This window comes from Aquiflexum sp. (assembly GCF_977115555.1).
Genome location: NZ_CDSBKL010000513.1, coordinates 1 through 2,529 on the forward strand (window position 1 = coordinate 1; position 2,529 = coordinate 2,529).

The window sequence follows — 2,529 nt, forward strand, 5'->3', positions numbered from 1 at the left end:
ATCAGCAGAAGCTGAAAAAACAACAGCCAACTTCTCCACAGCAAAACGGTAACTGCAATGCCAACCACAATATCAGAACTCAAAAATTCAAACCTGCAAACTTTTAACCATGCAAGCTTTGGCAAACAGAAAAAACGAATTACCTTAGCATAAACTTAGGAAGAAAAACAGAAGTGAAACAAGATAAAAACACTAGTACTAACAATGCACATAACGATAGACTTGCTATCGCAAAGTCCATCGTATGTGCGAAGCGTTACATGCCATAAAAAAATACACTATTGAACTTTAATGCCGTATTGATAACAAGTGTATCTGTTCTATTAAAATCAGACGAGAAAAAATTCCTACTATAAGTTGAAAATAAGGTATCAGTTGCTTCATTGTAAGTAATTATAGCATCAGACAATTCAAAAACGGAATCGGTTTCTGCCTCAATCATTTGAAATAACTCTGAATACGAGAATTCTTGATAGTTCTTTTCTTGAGAAAAGCTATTGAAAGAAAGTAATAGAGCAAATATTGATAGCACCTTTTTCATATCAGTTCAGCAATTGAGAAATAAGAGAAACCGAGAAAATCGTCAACATAAACCAGCCGATAAACCCTTGTATAATGGCCAGGTATCGCGGCAATCCCTTGATGGGAATCTCTCCAAAAAAATCTATCGTTTGTATGTCAGTATACATCCTAATCCAACTTTGTGGTAAAAGGGATCTGCTAATCTTTCGAAAAATGGGAATCATTATTTGGGTTGTTGGTTATTTGGGTTCAAATCAAGTTCCATTTCAAGCATTCTCATCAATTTTAATTGGTCTTGCAGGAGTTCATTGAATCGACTTTTGTTCCAGCTATTGCTGGTTTTGGAATAGGCTAATAGTCTCAGAAACTTAGGTTCGTGAATGAATTGCGTATCAGTCAAACTTTGATAAAGAATTATCTCGCCATTTTGCTCTTTGATCTTGTAATCTCCTTTATATTCAGAAGAAATTTCCATCATGTCTTTTTGGAATCTGTTGATGTTCCATTCAACCAATTCCTCATATCTGGGAATTGCAAAGTCAAAATACCACATGAGTGTATTCCGCAAGGTATCATTACTGACTCTATCCAAGCCATTTGCTTTTAATCCTTCGTATGGTCCTTCATTAATTTGGAATGTAAGACCCCAACTAAGCCTTTCGAAAAAATGAGACAGCTTAGAAGAATCCGGTTTTTGTTCCAAAAGCAATTGATCAAAATATTTTATGCTTGCATCGACACTCTCAATTCGATAACCAAGAAGGTGATTTCGAATGTAATCTGCATCATCAACCAAAGAGCGATAAATCTCAGTTAGCATTTTTTGCTCATATATACGATCCTTTCTATCCTCATTCCAAGTATTGATGCTCAAGGCTATCAAAATCCCGATAGTAACAAGGATAACCTCACCCAATGCATACACCAAGTATCGGGTGACTCGGTTTTGGGAGAGGAGTTTTTGGCGGATTTTTCTAAAAAACGAGATCATGGCCTTTTATTTAATTCGATATTTACTTGATTCAACACTTTATCAATGGTAGCCATTAACCGAATACCATAATCTTTTGCATTTTCTGTTCGGGTAATGCGCAATTGGATAAGGCTTCCAAAACGGTTTTTTTGTGAAATATTTGTGATGGCATTATTAAAATCGGTAGAAGATATTTTCTCTTTTGAAACTAAACTCAAGTCTATATAGTCTGATAAAAATGGGACAAATTGATTCCTTACAAAATTGTCCTCCCTATCTTCTACAGCTGTATATCGTTGCTTTTCTTGTAGATAATTGTCAAGATAGATTCGAATGGAATCATTACGGATCAGTTCAAACCCGCCTGATGTTGCCAAATCATTTAAGATGGGATGGCCAACAGAATAAAATCTGGAAGAGTTTAGGCTATTGATAAATAATTTCAAGGAGTCTTGTTCAACGTCAAGATTCCCTTCTCCTAAATGAAAATTTTGTAATGCCTTGGTAAATCTGAGATACCTTTCTCTTGCGATGAGGTCAGCATTTAATTCGATCTTGGCCGATATAAATTCATTTTGGAGTCCAACTAGTATCTTTTCTTCCCGACTTCTGCTTTTCCTTTCTTCATTCCAATTGTTTACTTGTAGGGCAATCAATATTCCAATCACCACCAACAATATCTCACCAAGGGCATAAACTAGGTATCGAGTGACCCGATTTTGAGAAAGGAGTTTTTGACGGATTTTTCGGAAGAAGGAGATCATATCAGTTCAGCAATTGAGAAATGAGTGAAACAGAGAAGATGGTCAGCATAAACCAGCCGATAAACCCTTGTATAATGGCAAGGTATCGAGGCAATCCCTTGATAGGAATTTCACCAAAGCCCAAGGTGGTGAAGGTATTGATGGAGAGCATGAGTGCATTGAGCACCTTGATCGTCAGATCATAAATCAGTGCTATACAAAAGGCTCCGACCAGAAGGAAAGACTTCCAGGCTTTTTGGGCCGGGGGAAGGTCTTCCCAAGTTCCTTTCA

The 2,529-nt window shown here is 36.7% G+C and carries 3 protein-coding genes; all 3 read right to left on the reverse strand.

The genetic code is table 11. The features are described from left to right. Positions 1-745 precede the first annotated feature (745 nt). Positions 746-1,513, reverse strand: coding sequence for a DUF6090 family protein (locus tag ACZFYI_RS18940; RefSeq protein WP_462525682.1), 768 nt, complete (start codon positions 1,511-1,513; stop codon positions 746-748). Next, positions 1,510-2,259, reverse strand: a complete 750-nt coding sequence (locus tag ACZFYI_RS18945) for a DUF6090 family protein (RefSeq protein WP_462525683.1) — start codon at positions 2,257-2,259, stop codon at positions 1,510-1,512. The genes ACZFYI_RS18940 and ACZFYI_RS18945 overlap by 4 nt, the downstream gene beginning before the upstream one ends. 1 nt (position 2,260) lies before the next feature. After that, positions 2,261-2,529 (reverse strand): ion channel (locus ACZFYI_RS18950; RefSeq protein WP_462525684.1); only part of this gene is annotated, 269 nt, incomplete at its 5' end.